The sequence below is a fragment of the Streptomyces sp. NPDC017936 genome (genome assembly GCF_044328485.1).
In the GTDB taxonomy this organism is placed as follows: domain Bacteria; phylum Actinomycetota; class Actinomycetes; order Streptomycetales; family Streptomycetaceae; genus Streptomyces.
Genome location: NZ_JBIRHK010000008.1, coordinates 284264 through 305134 on the forward strand (window position 1 = coordinate 284264; position 20871 = coordinate 305134).

Consider the following 20871-nt stretch of genomic DNA (forward strand, 5'->3'; position numbering starts at 1 on the left):
TCACGGCGAGCACGGCGCGCCCTCCCGCGAGCCCCGCGAGCTGCGAGGAGGCGGGGCTGCCGCCCGGCCCGGAACGCGCCGACCGCACCGCGAACGCCACGGTCGCGGCGAGGAACAGGGGTGGGCAGCAGGGGGCCAGGACCGAGCGCGCCGCGCGCCGTGACCGGCTCGGTACCGGTTCGCTGCCGGTTCGCTGCCGGTGGCGGTGTCCCGGCGGCCCCCCGCTCTCCGTACCGCAGCCGGTCGACAAGCCGGTGGCCGGCCCCGTCACGAGAGACAGGGCCGGCCACTGGTCGCGCGGGTTCACACAGGTGTGCCCCGTCGTCGGTCTCGCACCCCGGGGCCCTGGTCGACCGGCCCCGGGAGAGGGGGGTCAGCCGCTCACGCCGCGGACGAGCTCCCACAGCTGGAGGGTGGCCGAGGAGTTGAGCACGTACGCGGTGCCCGTGATGTCGTCGCGGGCGGCGACGTACTGCTTGCCCTGCCACAGCGGCAGGACCGGGACGTCCTCGGCGACGATGTCCTGGATGTCCGACAGGCTGTCGGCCGCGGAGAGGCGGTCGGCCTCACGGCGGGACGCGGGGATCAGCTTGTTGATGATCTCGGCGTTGGCGTACGGGGAGTTGAGGAAGTTGTCCTTGTCGAGGAACGGCGAGACGTAGCTGTCGGCGTCGGGGAAGTCGGGGAACCAGCCCATGCCGTAGACCGCGTACTCACCCTTGCGCTCGGCGGGGATGAAGGTGTCCCAGGGGGCGCCCTGGAGGGAGACGTCGAACAGGCCGCTCTCGTTGAGCTGCTTCTGGAGCTGCTCGAACTCCTTCTTGGTGGCCGCGCCGTAGTGGTCGGTCGTGTAGTTCAGCGTCAGCTTGACCGGGGTGCTGACGTCGGCCTTCTCCAGCAGCGCCTTGGCCTTGGCGACGCTGGGCTCGCCGTAGGTGTTGAAGAACGAGTTGGAGTGGCCCGTGATGGAGGCCGGGACCAGGGAGTACAGCGGTTCGGCCTGGCTGCCGTAGACCTCGGAGACGAGTTCGCCGCGGTCGATGAGCTGGGCCATCGCCTGGCGGACGGCCTTGGTCTTCACCACCGGCGCGTCGGTGTTGAAGGCCAGGTAGCGGATCTCCAGGCCGGACAGTTCGACGAGGTCCTCGTTCTGCTCCTTGGAGACGTCGGAGAGCTTGTTGATCTGCTCCGGCGACATGGTGCGGGTCATCAGGTCGATGTCGCCCTTGTCGAGGGCGGCGCCCATCGCGTCGGCGTCCGCGAAGGAGGCCAGCTCGACCTTGTCGTTCTTCACGTCCAAGGTGCCCTTGTATTCGGGGTTCTTGGTGAAGACGGCCCTGGTCATCTCGTCGCCGTCGGTCTCGGCCTTCAGCGTGTACGGGCCGGAGCCGTCGACCTCGAAGCCGTCGCGCAGCTTGTTCTTCTCGTAGTCGGCGGGGTTGACGATGCCGGCGACCGGGGTCGAGAGCTTGAACGGGAAGGTGGCGTCCGCGGTGTTGAGGTGGAAGATCACCTCGTTGTCGCCCTGGGTCTCGACGGTGTCGATGGTGGACAGCAGCGCGAACACGCCGGAGTCGGACTTGATGGCGCGGGCCCGGTCGATCGAGAACTTCACGGCCTCGGCGGTGACGGCGTCGCCGTTGGAGAACTTCAGGCCGTCGCGCAGCTTGCAGGCGTAGCGCTCGTTGCCGCTGTCGGTGAACCCGCAGCTCTCGGCGGCCTCCGGGACGGGGTCGCCGTCGCCCTTGGGCTGGATCATCAGGGTCTGCACGGTCTGGCGCAGGATGTTCCAGGTGCCGACGTCGTAGGCGTACGCCGGGTCGAGTGGAGCCGGGACGTCCTTGGTGGCGGTGAACCGGTCGGTGGTGCCCACGACGATGGCGTCGCCGCTGCCGCTCCCCCCGTCGGCGCCGCCGCAGGCGGCGAGCACGGGTGCGAGCAGGCCCACCACGGTCGGCAGCACCAAAGTCTTGCGGTTCATGCTCGAGTTTCTCCAGAGCTGTCAAGTCCGTGTACCCGGCATGCAGGGGTGTCGCGGCGGATCACGGGGGTAGGGGCGATGTTCTCGCGCTGACATTAGTCCGCGCCGGCACGGGGGTTCGCAGCCACCGGAGTTGAAAGCTCATCACGCAGCGAAACCGGGCGCGGACACACCGAAAACCCGACAGCCGAATGATTCACGCAAGGATCCACCAATCGGGACACAAGGACACGCCCGGACCCCCCGGACGGGGGCCGGAAGCACAACAAGTCGGCCGTGTCGACCCCGCACGACGTGGGGAACGTCACATGCGCGACACGCGGTGGGCGGAGCGGGAATGGGCCCTCGGTGATGATCCGAATTCGCCGCGCACACACGCGCCGAATTCCCTCGCTATCGACGGTGCACGCTGGGTCAGCACCTATCGCATTTCCGTCATGACAGATCACCAATGGTCGTCCCGGCGATCACCTGAGCGGCATCAGGGCCCGCAGGAATGTGAGGTCGACCTCCTCCAGCGAGGCCACGACGGTGCGCCGGGCGGCCGGGGCGATGGGCGCGACGGAGGGGACCGCGACGACGTGGCAGCCCGCCGCCTCGGCCGCGGCGACCCCGGTCGCGGTGTCCTCGACGACGGCGCATCTGGCCGGATCGGCGCCGAGGCCGGCGGCCGCGAGCAGGTAGGGGTCGGGGTGCGGCTTGGTGCGCGCGACCTCGTCGCCGGCCACGGTCAGCGCGAAGTGGTCGGGGCCCAGCGAGGTGAGGACACGGTCGATGATGCGCCGGTGCGAGGCGGAGACGAGGGCCGTGGGGACCTCGTGCTCGGCCAGTTCGGCCAGCAGCCGGGCGGCGCCCGGCATCAGGGGCAGGGCGCTCGCGATGCGCTCCTCGAACCCCTCGTTGAGCAGGACGGTGAGTTCGGCGAGGGTGATGTCGGCGCCGGTCGCCTCGATCAGGAACCCGGCGCTGCGGGCCATGGGACCGCCGACCACGACATGGCGCCAGGAGTCGTCGAGGGCGTGCCCGAGACGGGCGAAGACCTCGACCTCGACGTCCCACCAGAAGCCCTCGGTGTCCACCAGGGTGCCGTCCATGTCGAGGAGCACGGCCTGGAGGGCGGAACCCCCGGCCGTGCGGATTCCTGGTGCGGGAACCGTGCTGGTCATCCACGTACCTCCTTGAGGGACGAGCAGGCCGGTTCCCGCTGGGGAACCGGCCTGCAGTGGACCGACCAGTGTACGACCTGCCGGATCGACGCGCCGCACGGGGCGCAGGACGCCGTGTCCGGGCCGTCACGGTGCGTGAGACGGCCCGGCGGGCGGGGGATCGGCGTGCGGGAGACGGCCAGCCGGGCGGGGCGCCGCCGCGCGGGGCGGCGTCAACGGGCGTTGAAGTACTTCGCCTCCGGGTGGTGGATCACGATGGCGTCGGTGGACTGCTCGGGGTGGAGCTGGAACTCCTCCGACAGGTGGACGCCGATCCGCTCGGGCCGGAGCAGCTCGGCGATCTTGGCGCGGTCCTCCAGGTCGGGGCAGGCGCCGTATCCCAGGGAGAAGCGCGCGCCGCGGTACTTCAGCGCGAACATGTCCTCGATGCCGGCCGGGTCCTCGCCGGCGAAGCCCAGCTCCGAGCGCACGCGCGCGTGCCAGTACTCGGCGAGCGCCTCCGCCAACTGCACGGACAGCCCGTGCAGTTCGAGGTAGTCGCGGTAGGAGTTCGACGCGAAGAGCTTGGCGGTCTCCTCGCCGATGCGGGAGCCGATGGTGACGACCTGGAGGCCGACGACATCGGTCTCGCCGGACTCCTGGGGGCGGAAGAAGTCCGCGAGGCACAGCCGTCGGCCGCGGCGCTGGCGCGGGAAGGTGAAGCGGGTCCGTTCGTTGCCGTGCTCGTCCAGGAGGATCAGGTCGTCGTCCTTGGACACGCAGGGGAAGTAGCCGTGGACGACGGCGGCCTCGAGGAGGTTCTCGGTCTGCAGCCGGTCCAGCAGGCCGCGCAGCCGCGGCCGGCCCTCGGTCTCGACGAGTTCCTCGTACGTCGGCCCGTCGCCCGTGCGGGCCTGCTTCAGGCCCCACTGGCCCTTGAAGAGGGCACCCTCGTCGAGCCAGGAGGCGTACTCCTTGAGCTGGATGCCCTTGATGACGCGGGTGCCCCAGAACGGCGGCTCGGGGATGGGGTTGTCGGTGGCGACGTCGGAGCGGACGTGGCCCTCCTCCGGGCGCTCCTCGACCTCCACGACGGCGCCGGCGCGGACCCGGCGCTGCTTCAGCTCCGGCAGCTTCGCGCCGGGCACGCCCCGCTTGACGCCGATCAGCGCGTCCATCAGGCGCAGGCCCTCGAAGGCGTCGCGGGCGTAGCGGACCTCGCCCTCGTAGACGTCGTGCAGGTCCTGCTCGACGTAGGCGCGGGTCAGGGCGGCGCCGCCGAGGATGACCGGGAAGTCCGCGGCCAGGCCGCGCTGGTTGAGCTCCTCCAGGTTCTCCTTCATGATCACCGTGGACTTGACCAGGAGCCCGGACATGCCGATGACGTCGGCCCGGTGCTCCTCGGCGGCCTCGAGGATCGCGGAGACCGGCTGCTTGATGCCGAGGTTCACGACGTTGTAGCCGTTGTTGGACAGGATGATGTCGACGAGGTTCTTGCCGATGTCGTGGACGTCGCCGCGCACGGTCGCCAGGACGATCGTCCCCTTGCCCTCGGCGTCGGACTTCTCCATGTGCGGTTCGAGGTGGGCGACGGCGGCCTTCATGACCTCGGCGGACTGCAGGACGAACGGCAGCTGCATCTGGCCGGAGCCGAACAGGTCGCCGACGACCTTCATGCCGTCCAGGAGGGTCTCGTTGACGATGTCGAGGGCGGGGCGGTCCCGCAGGGCCTCGTCGAGGTCGGCCTCCAGGCCGTTGCGCTCGCCGTCGATGATGCGGCGCTTGAGGCGCTCCTCCAGCGGCAGGGCGGCCAGTTCCTCGGCCTTGCCGGCCTTCAGGGACTTGGCGGTGGCGCCCTCGAAGAGCTGCATCAGCTTCTGGAGGGGGTCGTAGCCCTCGCTGCGGCGGTCGTGGATCAGGTCGAGGGCGGTGGTGACCTCTTCCTCGCTGAAGCGGGCGATCGGCAGGATCTTCGACGCGTGGACGATCGCCGAGTCCAGGCCCGCCTTGACGCACTCGTCGAGGAAGACGGAGTTGAGCAGGATGCGGGCGGCCGGGTTGAGGCCGAAGGAGATGTTCGACAGGCCGAGGGTGGTCTGGACGTCGGGGTGGCGGCGCTTGAGCTCGCGGATCGCCTCGATCGTGGCGATGCCGTCCTTGCGGGACTCCTCCTGACCGGTGCAGATGGTGAAGGTCAGGGTGTCGATGAGGATGTCCTCCTCACGGATGCCCCAGTTCCCGGTGAGGTCGTCGATGAGCCGTTCGGCGATCTCGACCTTCTTCTCGGGGGTGCGCGCCTGGCCCTCCTCGTCGATGGTGAGGGCGATCAGCGCGGCGCCGTGCTCCCGCGCGAGCTCGGTGACCTTGACGAAGCGGGACTCGGGTCCGTCGCCGTCCTCGTAGTTGACGGAGTTGATGACCGCGCGGCCGCCGAGCTTCTCCAGTCCGGCGCGGATGACCTCGACCTCGGTGGAGTCCAGGACGATCGGCAGGGTGGAGGCGGTGGCGAAGCGGCCGGCCAGTTCCTCCATGTCGGCGACGCCGTCGCGGCCGACGTAGTCCACGCAGAGGTCGAGCATGTGCGCGCCCTCGCGGATCTGCTCGCGGGCCATCTCGACGCAGTCGTCCCAGCGGCCCTCGAGCATGGCCTCGCGGAACTTCTTGGAACCGTTGGCGTTGGTGCGCTCGCCGATGGCCAGGTAGGAGGTGTCCTGCCGGAAGGGGACCGCCTGGTAGAGGGAGGCGGCGCCCGGCTCGGGGCGCGGGTCGCGCTCGACGGGGGCGAGGCCGCGGACGCGCTCGACGACCTGGCGCAGGTGTTCGGGGGTGGTGCCGCAGCAGCCGCCGACCAGGGACAGGCCGTAGTCGCGGACGAAGGTCTCCTGGGCGTCCGCGAGCTCCGCGGCCGTCAGGGGGTAGGTGGCGCCGTCCTTGCCGAGCACCGGCAGGCCCGCGTTCGGCATGCAGGCGAGCGGGATGCGGGCGTTGCGGGCGAGGTGGCGCAGGTGCTCGCTCATCTCGGCGGGGCCGGTGGCGCAGTTCATGCCGATCATGTCGATGCCGAGCGGCTCCAGGGCCGTCAGGGCGGCGCCGATCTCGGAGCCGAGCAGCATGGTGCCGGTGGTCTCGACGGTCACGGAGACGATGAGGGGCACGTCCAGGCCGGCGATCCGGCGGGCCCGGTGGGCGCCGAGGACGGCGGCCTTGGTCTGGAGCAGGTCCTGGGTGGTCTCGACGATGAGCGCGTCGGCGCCGCCGGCGATGAGTCCCTCGGCGTTCTGCTGGTAGGCGTCGCGCAGGGTGGTGTACCCGACGTGACCGAGGGTCGGCAGCTTCGTGCCCGGGCCCATCGAGCCCAGCACCCAGCGGATGCGGCCGTCGCGCGCCGCGTAGGCGTCCGCCGTCTCGCGGGCGATGCGGGCGCCGGCCTCGGACAGCTCGTGCACCCGCTCCGGGATGTCGTACTCGGCCATCGCCGCGTGGTTGGCGCCGAAGGTGTTGGTCTCGACGCAGTCCACGCCGGCGTCGTAGTACGCCTCGTGGACGGAGCGGACGATGTCCGGTCGGGTGACGTTGAGGATCTCGTTGCAGCCTTCGAGGTCCTGGAAGTCCTCGAGGGTGGGCTCCTGGGCCTGGAGCATGGTGCCCATGGCTCCGTCGGCCACCACCACACGGGTGGCGAGTGCCTCGCGGAGCGCGGACACACGGGTCCGGCTGTCGGCGGAAGGGGTCGGCGGCGCTGAGGCCATGAAAGGGCTCCCTCTGGTGCGACGGCTGTCGGCTTTGCGTCACCCCGGGAACGCGTGCGGGACGGCTTCCCGGGAGAGCGCACGCCGCCAGAGTAGCCGGGACCGGGGGCTTATGGTCAGGGCGTCCACGGGACGGACGCGGACGGCGTCCGGGGCGCCCGCGGGAGACGAGTGACGGAACAGGTTGCGACCGACCATTAGCGGGAGGTCGTCATGGACCGGTAGTGTTCGACATTGCCGAACGACGGTGGCATCTGCCGCCGTGGACGGTCGAAGGGGACGGAGGCAGGACGGCGATGGCACGGAACATCCAGTCGCTCGAACGGGCGGCCGCGATGCTGCGGCTGCTCGCGGGCGGCGAGCGACGGCTCGGCCTCTCGGACATCGCCTCGGCCCTGGGCCTGGCCAAGGGAACCGCCCACGGCATCCTGCGCACCCTCCAGCAGGAGGGTTTCGTCGAACAGGACGACGCCTCCGGGCGGTACCAGCTGGGTGCGGAGCTGCTGCGCCTGGGCACCACCTATCTCGACGTCCACGAACTGCGGGCGCGGGCCCTGGTCTGGACGGACGACCTGGCCCGCTCCAGCGGCGAGAGCGTCCACCTGGGCGTGCTGCACCAGCAGGGCGTCCTGATCGTGCACCACGTCTTCCGGCCCGACGACAGCCGGCAGGTGCTGGAGATCGGGGCCATGCAGCCGCTGCACTCCACGGCCCTGGGCAAGGTGCTGTCGGCCTACGACCCGGTCGCGCACAGCGAGGCGCTGGAGGCCGACCGCAAACCCTTCACGGACCGCACGGTGTGCGACCTGGAGGACTTCGAGCGGCTCCTGGACGTCACGCGCGCGCGGGGGTACGCGGCCGACGTCGAGGAGACCTGGGAGGGCGTCGCCTCGGTCGCCGCCCCCATCCACGACCGGCGGCGGATGCCGGTGGGGGCGGTGGGCATCACCGGCGCGGTCGAGCGGCTCTGCCGGGACGGCGAGCTGCGGCCCGAGCTGATCGCGGCGGTGCGCGACTGCGCCCGCGCGGTGTCGCGGGATCTGGGCGCGGCGCGGTTCTGAGGCGCGCGGGGGCTCCGGCACGCAGGGGCGCCGACGGCGCGGGTGCCGACTGCGCGGGTGCCGACTGTGCGGGTGCCGACTGTGCGGGCGCCGCCGCGCGACCGTCGGACGTGCGGCCCGCGGCGCGCCGCTCCCCCGGCCGCCGGGCAGCCCGACGCCGAGGCGCCCCCTGAGCCTCGCGCTCCGAGCGCAGCGGTCCCGTCGCGCGAGCCCGCGACCGCGGTCCCGTCGCGCGCGAGCCGTGACCCGCCTTCCGTGACGCCCGGCCCCCGCGGCCCTGTGACCCCCCCGTAGCCCTGCGACACCCGCCCCCGCGGCCCCGCGGCCCTGTGGCGCCCCGGCCCCCGCGGCCCTGTGGCGCCCCGGCCCCCGCGGCCCTGTGGCGCCCCGGCCTCCGCAGCCTCGTGGCGCCCGGCCCTCGCGTCCTCCCCGTGACGCCCGGCCCTGCGGCCCCGTGGCGTCCCACCCTTGCGCTCTCCCCGTGGCACCCGGCCCCCGCGCTCCCGTGGCACCCGGCCCCCGCGCTCCCATGACGCCCGCTCCCCGCGCTCCCGTGGCGCCGGTGCGCGGGAGACCGTTCCCGAGGAAGAGGGCGAGAGCGCACCGGGACGCCGGACGGCGTCCCGGTCGCCGCCCTGCCGCGAGGCGGGCGTACGGGGCGGGAGCGCCGGTCGGCGCGGGAGACCGGGCCGCCGTCCCGACCTGTCCCTTCCCGGGGCACGCCCGCCCGCGACCGATAGGCGGCAGCGATCAATAACGATCGGGCTTTCGATAACAGAACTCTTGACGCACACCGGACGCCGCAGCAAGACTCCCGTCCATCGGTCGGCATTGTCGAACACCTACCGGCAATAAGCGCTAGAGTGTGACAACGCCAAGGGCCGGCATCGCTCTCACCCCGAGGGCGCCAGACCCCCGGAGGGACCCGGGGTTCCGGCTTCCTGGACGAAGGACAAAGGAGTCGCGGGTGTCCAGCTCCGACATCTTCATCGGCGAGACCATCGGTACCGCCATACTCATCCTGCTCGGCGGTGGCGTCTGCGCCGCCGTCACGCTGAAGGCCTCCAAGGCCCGCAACGCCGGCTGGCTCGCCATCACCTTCGGGTGGGGTTTCGCCGTACTGACGGCCGTGTACACCTCGGCGCCGCTGTCCGGCGCCCACCTGAACCCGGCCGTGACGGTCGCGCTCGCCATCAAGGACAGCGACTGGAGCAACGTTCCGACGTACTTCGCCGGCCAGCTCCTCGGCGCCATGATCGGCGCGGCTCTCGTCTGGGTCGCCTACTACGGCCAGTTCCACGCGCACCTCACCGACAAGGAGATCGTCGGCGGTCCGGGTGCGCAGGCCACGGCGACCAAGGCCGTGGAGGCCCAGGAGAAGGGCGCGGGTCCGGTGCTCGGCGTCTTCTCCACCGGCCCGGAGATCCGCAACGCGGTGCAGAACCTCGCCACGGAGATCGTCGGCACCACGGTGCTGGTGCTCGCCGTCCTCACCCAGGGCCTGAACGACAAGGGCAACGGCCTCGGCACCCTCGGTGCCCTGGTCACCGCGCTCGTGGTGGTCTCGATCGGCCTGTCCCTGGGCGGCCCGACCGGCTACGCCGTCAACCCGGCCCGTGACCTCGGTCCGCGCATCGTGCACGCCCTCCTGCCCCTGCCCAACAAGGGCGGCTCCGACTGGGGCTACGCCTGGGTCCCGGTGGTCGGTCCGCTCATCGGCGGGGCGATCGCTGCGGGCATCTACAACGTCGCATTTGCTTAAAGAGATCCGGCTTCCGCCGCACGACAGGCACATGCCTCAGGTACTGCCCCTCAACCACGGAACCCCCAGGAGCACACAGTGACCGACGCCCACACCGCCGGCCCCTTCATCGCCGCGATCGACCAGGGCACCACGTCGTCCCGCTGCATCGTCTTCGACCGCGACGGCCGGATCGTCTCCGTCGACCAGAAGGAGCACGAGCAGATCTTCCCCAAGCCGGGCTGGGTCGAGCACGACGCCAACGAGATCTGGACCAACGTCCAGGAGGTCGTCGCCGGGGCCATCGCCAAGGCCGGCATCACCCGTGACGACATCAAGGCCATCGGCATCACCAACCAGCGCGAGACCACTCTCCTCTGGGACAAGAACACCGGTGAGCCCGTCCACAACGCCATCGTCTGGCAGGACACCCGCACCGACGCCCTGTGCCGGGAACTCGGCCGCAACGTCGGCCAGGACCGCTTCCGCCGCGAGACGGGCCTGCCGCTCGCGTCGTACTTCGCCGGCCCCAAGGCCCGCTGGCTGCTCGACAACGTCGAGGGCCTGCGCGAGCGCGCCGAGGCGGGCGACATCCTCTTCGGCACCATGGACACGTGGGTCATCTGGAACCTGACGGGCGGTGTCGACGGCGGCAAGCACTACACCGACGTCACCAACGCCTCCCGCACCATGCTGATGAACCTGCACACCCTGGAGTGGGACGAGAAGATCGCCGAGTCCATCGGCGTTCCGCTCGCGATGCTCCCGGAGATCCGTTCCTCCGCCGAGGTCTACGGCGAGGTCACCGGCGGCAAGCTGGGCGAGCTGCTCGGCGGCATCCCGGTCGCCTCCGCGCTCGGCGACCAGCAGGCGGCCCTGTTCGGGCAGACCTGCTTCTCCGAGGGCGAGGCCAAGTCGACGTACGGCACCGGCACCTTCATGCTGATGAACACCGGTGAGAAGATCATCAACTCGTACTCCGGCCTGCTGACCACCGTCGGCTACCGCATCGGCGACGAGGCGCCGGTCTACGCCCTCGAGGGCTCGATCGCCGTCACCGGTTCGCTGGTGCAGTGGATGCGCGACCAGATGGGCCTGATCTCCACCGCCGCCGAGATCGAGACGCTCGCGCTCTCGGTCGAGGACAACGGCGGCGCCTACTTCGTGCCGGCCTTCTCCGGTCTGTTCGCCCCGTACTGGCGCTCCGACGCCCGCGGTGTGATCGCCGGTCTCACCCGGTACGTCACCAAGGCGCACCTCGCGCGCGCCGTCCTGGAGGCGACCGCCTGGCAGACCCGTGAGATCACGGACGCCATGACCAAGGACTCGGGCGTCGAGCTCGCGGCCCTCAAGGTCGACGGCGGCATGACCTCCAACAACCTGCTGATGCAGACGCTCTCGGACTTCCTGGACGCCCCCGTGGTGCGCCCGATGGTCGCCGAGACCACCTGCCTCGGCGCCGCCTACGCCGCCGGCCTCGCCGTCGGCTTCTGGACCAGCACCGACGACCTGCGCGCCAACTGGCGGCGGGCCGCCGAGTGGACCCCCCGCATGGACGCGGAGACCCGCGACCGTGAGTACAAGAACTGGCTCAAGGCCGTCGAACGGACCATGGGCTGGCTCGAGGACGAGAGCTGACCGGACCGCCCGCGGCCCGGCAGCCGGCTCCGACGAGAGCTCTGATGAGGAGTAAGAACCCGATATGACCAGTCAGTCCACCCTGCAGTCCGTGCCTGCCCTGGGGACGCACCCGGCCTCCGGCTCGAACCCGAGCCGAGCCGAGACCAGGGAGCAGCTCGCCAAGGCGTCGTACGACCTCCTCGTGATCGGCGGCGGCATCCTGGGCATCTCCACCGCCTGGCACGCCGCGCAGTCCGGCCTCAGGGTGGCACTGGTCGACGCCGGCGACTTCGCCGGAGCCACCTCCTCCGCCTCCTCCAAGCTGCTCCACGGCGGTCTGCGCTACCTGCAGACCGGCGCGGTGAAGCTGGTGGCGGAGAACCACTTCGAGCGCCGTGCGGTCTCCCGCCAGGTGGCCCCCCACCTGGCGAACCCGCTCACGTTCTACCTCCCCGTGTACAAGGGCGGGCCGCACGGCGCGGCGAAGCTCGGGGCGGGCGTGTTCGCCTACTCCGCGCTGTCGGCCTTCGGCGACGGCGTGGGGCACCTGCTCTCGCCGGCGAAGGCCGCGCAGGACGTCCCCGAGCTGCGCACCGAGAACCTCAAGGCCGTGGCCGTCTACGGCGACGACCAGATGAACGACGCCCGCATGGCGCTGATGACGGTCCGCGCGGCCGTCGAGGCGGGTGCGGTCGTCCTGAACCACGCCGAGGTGACCGGCCTGCGCTTCACCAAGGGCCGGGTCACCGGCGCCGAGCTGCGCGACCGGCTCTCCGGTGACGAGTTCGGCGTGACCGCCCGTCTCGTGCTGAACGCGACCGGCCCCTGGGTGGACCACCTGCGCAGGATGGAGGACCCGAAGGCGGCGCCGTCGATCCGCCTGTCGAAGGGCGCGCACCTGGTCCTGAAGCGCACCTCCCCCTGGAAGGCCGCGCTCGCGACCCCCATCGACAAGTACCGCATCACGTTCGCCCTGCCGTGGGAGGACATGCTGCTGCTCGGCACCACCGACGAGGAGTTCGAGGGCGACCCGGCGGACGTCGCGGTCGACGACAAGGACATAGCCCAGATCCTGGACGAGGCCGCGTTCTCCGTGCGGGACCAGCAGCTCTCCCGCGACCTGATCACGTACGCCTTCGCGGGCCTGCGGGTGCTGCCCGGCGGCCCCGGCGACACGGCCAAGGCCAAGCGCGAGACCGTGGTGACCGAGGGCAGGGGCGGCATGCTGTCCGTCGCGGGCGGCAAGTGGACCACCTTCCGCCACATCGGCCGTACGGTCATGCAGAAGCTGGAGGCGCTGCCGGGCCACCCGCTCGGCGACGACTTCGAGCCGGTCTCCGCGCTGCCGAAGAAGCTGCCGCTGCCGGGTGTCGCCAACCCCCGCGCGGTCGCCCACCGGCTCCTGGTGGACCACCCGGCGCCCGGCCCGCGCATGGCCGCCGACACCGCCAAGCACCTGGCCACCCACTACGGGTCGCTGGCCTTCGACATCGCCCGCCTGGCGAACGAGAACCCGGAGCTGGGCGAGCGCGTCCACCCGGACGCCCCCGAGATCTGGGCGCAGGTCGTCTACGCCCGGGACAACGAGTGGGCGCAGACGGCGGACGACGTGCTGCGCCGCCGCACGACGCTGACGATCCGGGGCCTGGCCACGGACGACGTCCGCGCCAAGGTCCAGGACCTGCTCGACGGGAAGAAGTAGCCGGGAAGAGGCACCGGCACGACGGACTCCCCGCGCCGGCCCACTCCCCTGACCGGGGCCGGCGCCGGGGACGGCCCCTGCGCACCGGGGCCTGCACCACGAGAGGGGCGGCTCCGCGCGACGGGGCCGCCCCTCTCGCACGCCCCTCCCGCACACCCCGGGATCCCGCGGCGGGGCCGTCGCGGCGGGCGCCCGCATAATGGCGGCTGGACATCCGATGTCTGGGTGGTGGACGGCGTCGAGGGACGACAGGGAGGCCCGGCATGGCAGTCACCGACGAGGCGATCGAGAAGATCAAGGACATGATCGTCACCGGTGCGCTGCGGCCCGGGGACCGGCTGCCCAGGGAGGGCGAGCTCGCCGCCGAGCTGGGCCTGTCCCGCAACTCCCTGCGGGAGGCGGTGCGCGCCCTGTCGCTGATCCGGATCCTCGACGTGCGGCAGGGCGACGGCACCTACGTGACCAGTCTCGACCCCCCACTGCTGCTGGAGGCGCTGAGCTTCGTCGTCGACTTCCACCGCGACGACACGGTGCTGGACTTCCTGGCCGTGCGCCGCATCCTGGAGCCGGCCGCGACGGCGATGGCCGCGACGCGCATCGACGAGCAGCAACTCGACGCTTTGGAAGCACAGTTGGACGAGCTGGGCGACGATCCGTCGGTGGAGGAGCTCGTCGCCTGCGATCTGGAGTTCCACCGGGGCGTCGTGCGCGGCTGCGGCAACTCCGTGCTCTGCTCCCTCCTCGACGGCCTGTCGGGGCCCACCGCACGGGCCCGGATCTGGCGCGGGCTGACCCAGGAGGACGCGGTCGCCCGCACCCTGCGCGAACACCGGGCCATCCTCGCGGCGCTGCGGGACCGGGACGCGGAGGCGGCCCGCTCCTGGGCCACCGTGCACATCGCGAGCGTGGAGCAGTGGCTGCGGTCCAGCCTGTGAGCGGCTCGGGAAGGGGGGTGTCCAAGGGTGGCGAACGGGGCAGTGATCCGTTCACTCCCCCGTGCAAGGGGGCTGCGGGCGCCCCCGCGGGACGCCGTAAGGTTGGGTGGTCAAGCGAGGGCTCGTCGGAAGGAGGCGCTGGGTGATCGAGCTCGAGGGGGTTCCCGAGCTGATCGACCCGGTCATGGTGGCCGCGTTCGAGGGCTGGAACGATGCCGGCGACGCCGCTTCCACCGCGGTCGCGCACCTGGAGAGGGAGTGGAAGGGCGAGGTGTTCGCGGCGCTGGACGCCGAGGACTACTACGACTTCCAGGTGAACCGCCCCACGGTGTTCATGGACGCCGGCGTCCGCAAGATCACATGGCCGACGACGAGGTTGTCGGTGGTGCGCGTCGGCGGCGAGAAGCCGCGCGACCTGGTGCTCGTGCGCGGTATCGAACCGTCCATGCGCTGGCGCTCGTTCTGCAACGAGCTGCTCGGCTTCGCGCACGAGCTGGGCGTGGAGCTGGTGGTCATCCTGGGCGCCCTGCTCGGCGACACCCCGCACACGCGGCCGGTCCCGATCAGCGGGACCACGTCCGACGCGGACCTGGCCCGCCGGATGGACCTGGAGGAGACCAAGTACGAGGGCCCCACGGGCATCGTCGGCGTCCTGCAGGAGGCGTGCACGCACGCGGGCGTGCCCGCGGTCAGCCTCTGGGCGGCCGTGCCGCACTACGTCTCGCAGCCGCCCAACCCGAAGGCGACGCTGGCGCTCCTCAACCGGCTGGAGGACCTGATCGACGTGCGCATCCCGCTGGGCGAACTGCCCGAGGACGCACGCGCCTGGCAGGTCGGCGTGGACCAGCTGGCCGCGGAGGACAGCGAGGTCGCCGAGTACGTGCAGACGCTGGAGGAGGCCCGGGACACCGCGGAGCTGCCGGAGGCCTCCGGCGAGGCGATCGCGCGCGAGTTCGAGCGGTACCTGCGGCGCCGGGACGGCGGCGGACCGCCCGCCCCCGGGGAGCGCACCCGGCCGCCGAAGCCCCCGAAGCCCAGCGGGGACACCTCCGACGACGACGATTCGTCGGAGGACTGAGAGGCCCGGAGGCCTGAGGACCGAGGAGGGCGGTACGCGTCGGCGCACCGCCCTCCCGTCATGAGCCCTCCCGGCGTCGGGCCACTCGCCGTCGGCCCTCCCGGCGTCGGGCCGCGGCCACCGTGTCGTGCTCGGTGTCCGGTGCGGGCGCCCACGTCGGAGCGCGTGTTCGGCGGGCAGGGGCGGTCGCCCCACGCCGTGACCGTCGCGGGTGCGCGGAAGCGCGGGTCGGTGATCCGGGCGACGGCGGCGCCCCGGGTGCCCGCCGCGTCCGGCGCCGGAAGACGCCGGTCGCGTTCCGCCGCCGCACGGCGTCGAGGATCCCGCACGTACGGGACAGGGGCGCCTGTCCGCCCACGCGGCGAGGCGCCCCTGTCGTGCGGCTCGGGGTGAGCCGGCGGGACCTACAGCGCCACGCCCAGCAGCGCGTCCACGGCCCGCGACACGATTCCGGGCGCCCCGGTGTCGGTGCCGCCCTCCTCGTTCTGCAGCGCGGCCCAGCGGTCGACGGCGGCCAGCGCGGCCGGGGCGTCGAGGTCGTCGGCGAGGGCCTCGCGGATCTCCTCGACGAGGGCCTCGGCGGGCGGCCCGTCGGGCCGGGACACGGCCGCGCGCCAGCGCCCGAGCCGGTCGACGGCGTCCTGGAGCACCTGGTCGGTCCACTCCCAGTCGGCCCGGTAGTGGTGGGCGAGGAGGGCGAGCCGGATCGCGGCGGGGTCGACGCCGTCGCGCCGCAGCCGGGAGACGAAGACGAGGTTGCCCTTGGACTTGGACATCTTCTCGCCGTCCAGGGCGACCATGCCGGCGTGCACGTACGCCTTGGCCATGGGGAACTCGCCGGTGAGGACCTGGGCGTGGGAGGCGCCCATCTCGTGGTGCGGGAAGGCGAGGTCGGAGCCGCCGCCCTGGACGTCGAAGCCCATGCCGAGGTGGTCCAGGGCGATGGCGACGCACTCGATGTGCCAGCCGGGGCGCCCGCGGCCGAGCGAGCCGCCGTCCCAGCTGGGCTCGCCCTCGCGGGCGGCCATCCACAGCATCGGGTCGAGCGGGTTCTTCTTGCCGGGTCGGTCGGGGTCGCCGCCGCGCTCGGCGGAGAGCAGCCGCATCGCGGCCGCGTCCAGGTTCGAGACCTCGCCGAAGTGCGGGTCGGACTCGACGGAGAAGTAGACGTCCCCGTCGAGTTCGTAGGCGGCGCCCGCGTCGCGCAGGCGTTCCACGAGCGGCACGATGCCGGGTATCGCCTCGACGGCGCCTATGTAGTGCCGCGGCGGGAGCATCCGCAGGGCTGTCATGTCTTCGCGGAAGAGGGCCGTCTCCTTCTCGGCGAGGGCGACCCAGTCGACGCCGTCCCGCACGGCCCGCTCCAGGAGCGGGTCGTCGACGTCGGTGACGTTCTGGACGTAGTGAACCTGCCGCTTGGTGTCGAGCCACACGCGCTGAACGAGGTCGAACGCGTTGTAGGTCGCCGCGTGACCCATGTGGGTCGCGTCGTACGGCGTGATGCCGCACACGTACAGACGGGCGACGGGACCGGGGGCGAGGGTGACCAGGCCGCCGGTCGCGGTGTCGTGGATCCTCAGGTCGCGGCCCTGACCAGGCAGGGCGGGGACCTCGGAAGCGGGCCAGGCATGCATGTCATGAGCCTAACCGGACCGAAGTTCCGCATACGAACCGGAGCAGGCCGGATGGCCGGGAAGGCCTTCTTGCGCGGTTCGGGCCGGTGTGCCTGCCCCGCTCAGACCGGCGGCCAGGGGATCGCCGGCCACTCCCCGCCCGGCTCCGGGTGCCGGCCGGACCCCAGCAGCGCGTCGACCCGCGCGCGCGTGGCGTCGAGTTCGGCGGGGGTGACCAGGGCGGCCAGGGTCGCCGCGAGGCCCCCGCCCGGTCCCAGGCCGGTCTTGAGGCCCCCGAGCACCTCGACGGCCTCTTCGGTGAGGGGCTCGCCCGCCCAGCCCCACAGGAGGGTGCGCAGCTTGTTCTCGACGTTGAAGGTGACGCCGTGGTCGATGCCGTACAGCGCCCCGTCGCCGGTGGTCAGCAGGTGGCCGCCCTTGCGGTCGGCGTTGTTGAGGACCGCGTCGAGGACGGCGAGCCGGCGCAGCCGCTCGTCGTCGGCGTGCACCAGCAGCGCGGTCTGTCCCTCGCCGACCTCGGCGAACCCGATCGCCTTCCAGCCGGGCCCCGGCTCCTCCCCCTCGACCAGGGCGAGCAGCCCGTCCTCGGGGGACGCCTCGATCCACAGCTGGCACATGCCCTCGCCGTACGGCCCGTCGCGCAGGACGGTCGGCGGTACGAGCCCCCAGCCGGTCGCCTCGGAGACCGCGTACGCGGCGACCTCCCGCTGGGCGAGGGTGCCGTCGGGGAAGTCCCACAGGGGCCTCTCCCCCGCGACGGGCTTGTAGACGCAGGCGACTTCGTCACCCTCGTGGGCGACCGTGCAGTACAGGGCCGCGTTGGAGGCGTCACGGATGCGTCCGCGCACGGTCAGCTCACCTCGGGCGAGCAGTTCCGCGGACGCCGGGCCGGCGGTCGTCACGCCCCGCGGCGGTATCCGTTCTGGCGCGGACATACGTGTCCTTCCGGGTCGAGCGGCAGACTGCACAGCGGGCACGGCGGCCGGCCGGCGTTGACGACGTCGAGGGCTCTCTTGGCGAAGGCTCTCGCCTGGGCGCCGGTGAGCCGGACCCGCAGCATCGGGGGCCCGTTCTCCTCGTCCTGGAGCAATCGTTCCTCGGCCTCGGCGAGGTCCTCCTCGGAGTCGGCGTCGAGCTCCACGAGGGCCTGCGCCTCGACGATCATGCGCTGCTCCTCACCGTCCCAGGCGAGGGCCATGGTGCCGACCCGGAACTCCTCCTCGATCGGGGTGTCGAGGGGGCCGGTGTCGGTGATCTCGGAGGGCGCCACGGCGGGCACGGCCGCGTTGCCGCCGCTCCGGCGCACGACCTCGTCCAGCAGCTCGTCCATGCGCTCGGCGAGCGCGGCGACCTGGGTCTTCTCCAGGGCCACGCTGGTCACTCGGGAGCCGGCGGTGGCCTGGAGGAAGAAGGTACGGCGCCCGGGCAGTCCGACCGTACCGGCCACGAAGCGGTCCGGGGGGTCGTAGAGGAACACCTGACGGGACACGTCCTGTCTCCCTGGGAATCGTGGGTACGTGAACGTCCATGCGTGAACGTGCGTGTGCGGACCGCTTCACCCTACTGCGGCCGACGATCACGGTGCGCCCGCACCGCCCCCGACCGTGGCCTCCTCCCCGGGCGGCTCCTCACGCGGCACGAGGGAGGCGAAGTCGCCGGTGTCCCCGAGGCGCACCAGAAAGGGCCGCAGGCGGGTGTAGCGGATCGCGGTGATGGAACACGGTTCGACGGAGATCCGCTGGAAGAGGTCGAGATGAAGTCCGAGCGCGTCCGCCACGAGCGACTTGATGATGTCGCCGTGCGAGCACATGAGGTAGACCGCGTCGGCGCCGTGGTCGCGTTCCACGCGCGCGTTCCACTCGCGCACCGCCTCGGCGGCGCGGGTCTGCATGGCGCGCATGGACTCGCCGCCGGGGAAGGCGGCGGCGGAGGGGTGCGCCTGCACGACCTCCATCAGCGGCTCGTCCTTCAGCTCGGCGAGCTTGCGTCCGGACCAGTCGCCGTAGTGGCACTCCCCGATCCGCTCGTCGGTGTGCACGGGCAGTCCGGGGCGGGCCTCGAGGAGCGGCCGGATCGTCTCCTGGCAGCGTTGCAGGGGGCTCGCGACGACCTCGGCGAGGGGCAGTTGCTCAAGCCGCCGGGGCAGCGCGGCGGCCTGCTCGGCGCCCCGCTCGTCGAGGGCGACGCCGGGGGTCCAGCCGGCGAGCAGTCCGGAGGTGTTGGCGGTGGAACGTCCGTGCCGGACGAGGATCAGCGTGGGCATGCCGCCCAGGGTAGGCGTCCCTCGGGACACTCAGGTGAACGACCGAGGGGAGACCGCGTTCCGTGATCGTCGACTGCGCCATCTACCGTGACGGGCACCGGACGGAGGGCCCGCAGGACTTCTCCGACGCGCTCGACGAGGCACGGGCCGCGGGCGGTTTCGTCTGGATCGGGCTGCACGAGCCCACCGAGGAGGAGTTCGCGCACGTCACGCAGGAGTTCGCGTTGCATCCGCTGGCCGTGGAGGACGCCCTGAAGGCCCACCAGCGGCCCAAGCTGGAGGTGTACGACGACTCGCTGTTCCTGGTGCTGAAACCGGTGGTGTACGAGCCGCGCAGCGACACGGTCTCCTCCGGTGAGGTCATGGTCTTCCTCGGCGACTCCTTCGTGGTGACGGTCCGGCACGGCGAGGGCTCGCCGCTGGCGGCCGTGCGGCAGCGGCTGGAGCAGGAGCCGGAGATGCTCGCGAAGGGCCCCACCTCCGTGGTCTACGCGATCGCCGACGCGACGGTCGACCACTACCTGGACGTGGCGACGGAGCTGCAGACCGACCTGGAGGAGCTGGAGGCGGAGGTGTTCTCGCCGGTCGGCGCCGGCACGCGGCACACCGCGTCCCGGATCTACACCTTCAAGCGGCAGGTGCTGGAGTTCCGCCGGTCCACCGGCCCCCTGGCGCCGCCGCTGTCCCGGCTCGCGGGCACCTCGGCGGGCTCGGGACTGCCGTTCGTCAACGACAAGGCCCGGCCCTTCTTCCGGGACGTCGGCGACCACCTCACGCGCGTGAACGATTCCGTGGAGGGCCTGGACCGGCTGGTGTCGGACATCCTGTCGGCGCACCTGGCGCAGACGAGCGTGCGGCAGAACGACGACATGCGCAAGATCTCCGCGTGGGCGGCCATGGCCGCGGTCCCCACGATGATCGCGGGGATCTACGGGATGAACTTCGAGCACATGCCGGAGCTGCGCTGGGTGTGGGGCTATCCGGCGGTGATCGTCGTCATGGCCGTCCTGGAGATGTCGCTGTACCGGCTGTTCAAGCACCGGGGGTGGCTGTAGGAGCGCGCCCCGCCGGACGGGCCCCCGGACGAACGTCCCTGACGGCACGCCCCTCGGGCGGACGTGCCGTCAGACGGACGCGCCGTCAGGCGGACGTGCCCGGGGCGAACTCGGGGGCCGTCGTGGCCGGTCCGCCGAGGGCGTCGCGCCGTTCGGGCGTCCTCAGGGACACCATCCGCCGCCAGCCCGCGAACCGCTCCCACGCGTAGAGGGCGTGGATGCCGGCCGCGAGGACGGCCGCCCTGGGCCGGGACCAGCCGAGGATGCGGCCCATGCGGGCCATGACGGCGAGGCTGACGTCGCGGTGGACGCGGATCTCGGCGAGCGCGCTCTCGCGCAGCGTCCGCTGGATGACCCGGCCGTGTCCCGCGCGCGCGAAGCGCAGCAGTTCCTCGTGGCAGTAGGCGAGGTGGTTGTCCTCGTCGTCGGAGATCATCCGTACCGCGCGGCCGAGGTCGGGGTGGTCGGCGAAGTGCCTGCGCAGCAGCTCCATCTGCTCGGAGGCACGCTGTTCGGTGACCCTGCTGTGCGCGAGGTAGACGATGACGTCCCGCACGGTCAGCGGCTGATCGGCCTTGAGCTTGTCGTGGGAGAGTCCGATGCCGCGCTTCTCCAGCAGCATCGTGTAGTCCGTCTCGGGCGGGACGGGGACGGGGTCGAGGCCGCGCTTCTTCAGCAGGGCGTTGAAGATCCGGCCGTGCTTGTCCTCGTCGGCGCCGTGCCGGGCGATCTTGGGGGCGAGGGCGCGCTCGCTCTGCGGCACGAGCGCCGCGATGCGGGCGTTCTCCCAGCCGCCCTGCGCCTCCCCGCCGGCGGCGATGGAGCAGAACAGCCGGAAGGACTCGTCGTGGTCGACGATCTCCTGGAACAGGCTCTTGGCCGAAAGCATCGTGAGGCACCTCTCTGC

General features: G+C 72.0%; 15 protein-coding genes. 7 read left to right on the forward strand and 8 right to left on the reverse strand.

Translation table 11 applies throughout. The annotated features are described in order from the left end of the window. Window positions 1–373: 373 nt before the first annotated feature. The 3 genes from ACH4F6_RS19135 to metH form a co-directional block, all read right to left on the reverse strand. Window positions 374–1981, reverse strand: coding sequence for an ABC transporter substrate-binding protein (locus tag ACH4F6_RS19135; RefSeq protein WP_397961379.1), 1608 nt, complete (start codon window positions 1979–1981; stop codon window positions 374–376). 467 nt (window positions 1982–2448) lie between these two features. Continuing rightward, window positions 2449–3147, reverse strand: coding sequence for an HAD family hydrolase (locus tag ACH4F6_RS19140; protein ID WP_397961380.1), 699 nt, complete (start codon window positions 3145–3147; stop codon window positions 2449–2451). Between the two features lie 212 nt (window positions 3148–3359). Then, window positions 3360–6875 carry a methionine synthase gene (metH, locus tag ACH4F6_RS19145; protein WP_397961381.1) on the reverse strand — a complete coding sequence of 1172 codons (3516 nt, stop codon included), beginning with the start codon at window positions 6873–6875 and terminating at the stop codon, window positions 3360–3362. A 296-nt stretch (window positions 6876–7171) separates the two neighbouring features. Here metH and ACH4F6_RS19150 point away from each other — a divergent pair, with 296 nt between their 5' ends. From ACH4F6_RS19150 to ACH4F6_RS19175, 6 genes are all read left to right on the forward strand, one after another. Continuing rightward, window positions 7172–7936 carry an IclR family transcriptional regulator gene (locus tag ACH4F6_RS19150; RefSeq protein ID WP_397961382.1) on the forward strand — a complete coding sequence of 255 codons (765 nt, stop codon included), beginning with the start codon at window positions 7172–7174 and terminating at the stop codon, window positions 7934–7936. A 967-nt stretch (window positions 7937–8903) separates the two neighbouring features. Continuing rightward, window positions 8904–9698: an MIP/aquaporin family protein gene (locus ACH4F6_RS19155; RefSeq protein ID WP_397961383.1), complete on the forward strand. Its 795-nt coding sequence runs from the start codon at window positions 8904–8906 to the stop codon at window positions 9696–9698. 78 nt (window positions 9699–9776) lie between these two features. After that, on the forward strand, window positions 9777–11315 hold the full coding sequence (gene glpK, locus ACH4F6_RS19160) for a glycerol kinase GlpK (protein WP_397961384.1): 1539 nt from the start codon (window positions 9777–9779) through the stop codon (window positions 11313–11315). A gap of 64 nt (window positions 11316–11379) precedes the next feature. Then, complete coding sequence (locus tag ACH4F6_RS19165) at window positions 11380–12999, forward strand: FAD-dependent oxidoreductase (protein WP_397961385.1); 1620 nt, start codon at window positions 11380–11382, stop codon at window positions 12997–12999. 263 nt (window positions 13000–13262) lie between these two features. Continuing rightward, window positions 13263–13934, forward strand: coding sequence for a FadR/GntR family transcriptional regulator (locus ACH4F6_RS19170; RefSeq protein WP_397961386.1), 672 nt, complete (start codon window positions 13263–13265; stop codon window positions 13932–13934). 142 nt (window positions 13935–14076) lie between these two features. Continuing rightward, complete coding sequence (locus ACH4F6_RS19175; RefSeq protein ID WP_397961387.1) at window positions 14077–15012, forward strand: PAC2 family protein; 936 nt, start codon at window positions 14077–14079, stop codon at window positions 15010–15012. Window positions 15013–15416: 404 nt separating this feature from the next. Here ACH4F6_RS19175 and mshC read toward each other — a convergent pair whose 3' ends face one another. The 4 genes from mshC to ACH4F6_RS19195 form a co-directional block, all read right to left on the reverse strand. After that, the gene (gene mshC, locus ACH4F6_RS19180; RefSeq protein ID WP_397961388.1) at window positions 15417–16646 is read right to left on the reverse strand and encodes a cysteine--1-D-myo-inosityl 2-amino-2-deoxy-alpha-D-glucopyranoside ligase; all 1230 of its coding nucleotides are present in this window, start codon (window positions 16644–16646) and stop codon (window positions 15417–15419) included. 101 nt (window positions 16647–16747) lie between these two features. After that, complete coding sequence (locus ACH4F6_RS19185) at window positions 16748–17581, reverse strand: SCO1664 family protein (protein ID WP_397961390.1); 834 nt, start codon at window positions 17579–17581, stop codon at window positions 16748–16750. Beyond that, entirely contained in the window at window positions 17545–18135 is a 591-nt protein-coding gene (locus ACH4F6_RS19190) for a DUF3090 domain-containing protein (RefSeq protein WP_397961391.1), read from the reverse strand. Before ACH4F6_RS19190 ends, ACH4F6_RS19185 begins: the two co-directional genes overlap by 37 nt. A gap of 87 nt (window positions 18136–18222) precedes the next feature. After that, window positions 18223–18909, reverse strand: a complete 687-nt coding sequence (locus ACH4F6_RS19195; RefSeq protein ID WP_397961393.1) for a histidine phosphatase family protein — start codon at window positions 18907–18909, stop codon at window positions 18223–18225. A 62-nt stretch (window positions 18910–18971) separates the two neighbouring features. On the opposite strand from ACH4F6_RS19195, the gene corA reads away from it, so the two are divergent. Continuing rightward, window positions 18972–19964 (forward strand): magnesium/cobalt transporter CorA, encoded by a 993-nt coding sequence (gene corA, locus ACH4F6_RS19200; protein ID WP_397961394.1) that lies wholly within the window; start codon window positions 18972–18974, stop codon window positions 19962–19964. A gap of 85 nt (window positions 19965–20049) precedes the next feature. Here corA and ACH4F6_RS19205 read toward each other — a convergent pair whose 3' ends face one another. Beyond that, window positions 20050–20853, reverse strand: coding sequence for a ferritin-like domain-containing protein (locus tag ACH4F6_RS19205; RefSeq protein WP_397961395.1), 804 nt, complete (start codon window positions 20851–20853; stop codon window positions 20050–20052). Between the last annotated feature and the right edge of the window lie 18 nt (window positions 20854–20871).

What these genes read in the sequence shown, in the direction of transcription:
- ACH4F6_RS19135 (WP_397961379.1), bottom strand. Translation starts at nt 1,981, where the DNA reads ATGAACCGCAAGACTTTGGTGCTGCCGACCGTGGTGGGCCTGCTCGCA.
- ACH4F6_RS19140 (WP_397961380.1), bottom strand. Translation starts at nt 3,147, where the DNA reads ATGACCAGCACGGTTCCCGCACCAGGAATCCGCACGGCCGGGGGTTCC.
- metH (WP_397961381.1), bottom strand. Translation starts at nt 6,875, where the DNA reads ATGGCCTCAGCGCCGCCGACCCCTTCCGCCGACAGCCGGACCCGTGTG.
- ACH4F6_RS19150 (WP_397961382.1), top strand. Translation starts at nt 7,172, where the DNA reads ATGGCACGGAACATCCAGTCGCTCGAACGGGCGGCCGCGATGCTGCGG.
- ACH4F6_RS19165 (WP_397961385.1), top strand. Translation starts at nt 11,380, where the DNA reads ATGACCAGTCAGTCCACCCTGCAGTCCGTGCCTGCCCTGGGGACGCAC.
- ACH4F6_RS19170 (WP_397961386.1), top strand. Translation starts at nt 13,263, where the DNA reads ATGGCAGTCACCGACGAGGCGATCGAGAAGATCAAGGACATGATCGTC.
- mshC (WP_397961388.1), bottom strand. Translation starts at nt 16,646, where the DNA reads ATGCATGCCTGGCCCGCTTCCGAGGTCCCCGCCCTGCCTGGTCAGGGC.
- ACH4F6_RS19185 (WP_397961390.1), bottom strand. Translation starts at nt 17,581, where the DNA reads ATGTCCGCGCCAGAACGGATACCGCCGCGGGGCGTGACGACCGCCGGC.
- ACH4F6_RS19195 (WP_397961393.1), bottom strand. Translation starts at nt 18,909, where the DNA reads ATGCCCACGCTGATCCTCGTCCGGCACGGACGTTCCACCGCCAACACC.
- ACH4F6_RS19205 (WP_397961395.1), bottom strand. Translation starts at nt 20,853, where the DNA reads ATGCTTTCGGCCAAGAGCCTGTTCCAGGAGATCGTCGACCACGACGAG.